The organism is Shewanella surugensis (assembly GCF_023284005.1).
Classification (GTDB): domain Bacteria; phylum Pseudomonadota; class Gammaproteobacteria; order Enterobacterales; family Shewanellaceae; genus Shewanella; species Shewanella surugensis.
This window is the reverse complement of the sequence record NZ_JAKIKS010000300.1, coordinates 1-1,547: the sequence shown is the minus strand read 5'-3', so window position 1 is coordinate 1,547 and position 1,547 is coordinate 1. Positions and strand designations below refer to the sequence as shown.

General features: G+C 35.7%; 1 protein-coding gene. It reads right to left on the bottom strand.

The window, feature by feature from the left end:
* Nucleotides 1-442 precede the first annotated feature (442 nt).
* Nucleotides 443-979 (bottom strand): phosphatase PAP2 family protein, encoded by a 537-nt coding sequence (locus L2764_RS27130; protein WP_248943440.1) that lies wholly within the window; start codon nt 977-979, stop codon nt 443-445.
* Between the last annotated feature and the right edge of the window lie 568 nt (nt 980-1,547).

Sequence of the window (1,547 nt, the reverse complement as noted above, 5' to 3'; positions counted from 1 at the left end):
ATTGGTTTTTCATTTGAGAACCTTGGCCGATTTTGTGAGAGATTGAAGCTTATAGGCAGCTAACCCTCTTTTCTATACCAAAGTGTGTCGGTTATTATGGCAATCTAAGGAATTAAGAGAGCAGATACAATATATAGCTTCAATATGTGGAGAAGAAACGGTGAGACTTTGGTATCAAGATTGGGCGGTAAAATATAATGCTAAAAAAATGCATGCATTGAGTATATTACCCAATATTGATTTTGAATGATTTTCTATTTGGCTGATTGTAGAATGGTTTAAATCACCATGCCAGATATCGTTAAAAGTTGAGAGCCTGACAGCTCAATACGTAACAAAAATCAAGAATTCTAAATTTAGATAAATGAACTGAGTTTATTGCCTTTCGATTGAAATAAAAGGGATAACGTAAGAATAGTATGAAGAAGTATGATACCCCGCACTAAAACTTAGCACTGACAAACAAACCAACTTCATCGTCGCCGACATAAGGAGCAATGCTAACGAAAGAATAACCTTTAACTGTAACGGCGTATTGTATCGCGGTTCCCAGTAACGCTCCAGCGATAACATCATGCCAATAATGCTTATTAGCCTGCACTCGTGAATAACCCACTAGACCTGTAATTGCATAAGCAGGCAATCCATATTTCCACCCATATTTGAATTGAAGATAAGCAGCACCTTGGGCTGCGGATGAAGTATGGCCAGAAGGAAAAGAAAGTTTATCAGATTCATCTGGTCGCTCCTCTCTAACAGTGTATTTTAATGCATATGTTGCAAGAGATGTGAATACGGCTCCTTCAATCACTTCACCAAATCCAATATAATCTTCGTCATATAAAGAGATTATGGCTGCGGTTAGAGGTACACCAACTTGTCCATAATAACCAAATTGAGTAAGCTTTTTGTTTTCTGAAAAAACTGGTGCACAAAAAAAAACGATAAAAAAATAAACTATTATGATTTGTTTTTCCATTAAAGAATATCCATTTAAAATAAATTAAAGCAGTAATATTTAAAGGAGTTTGAAGTCCAATGGTACGGTTTTGTACGCTAAGCAATAATTGTCTGATATATAATAATATTATATACGTCAAAAGATAGCCTAAATTATGTCTTTTATATCGATTTAAGAGACAGTTTAAATCCTTAGCGTACGTTTTCGTACCGTTGGTGCTCATGCCCTTTAAATGAAAAAATTTTATTCTTTATCTTATTGGGGTATATGATACTGAACGGGGTTAAACTGTTAAAGCACTAAATAAGCACCTCGGAAACCCTCAAGTAGACGATCTAATACACCTAAACGATCGCTTTTAGCCCAAAAAACAACATCGGAATGACTGAAATAGATCGTTCTATTAGGAATCTCTTTTAACAGATAGGTCCAGTTCTCTCGAAGCTGTATTTTCGGACATCTTGTGATTTTGAAGGTAACCGTCCGAGCAAGTACATCTTCAACTGCGTTCATTGATCCCTTATTTTAACGTCTGACTATCACATCAGGAGTTAATATGACTAAGCGTTCTCATGAAGAGTGGGTT

Bases quoted from the DNA above. Each gene is read 5' to 3' on its own strand.
- L2764_RS27130 (WP_248943440.1), bottom strand. From the start codon at position 979: ATGGAAAAACAAATCATAATAGTTTATTTTTTTATCGTTTTTTTTTGT.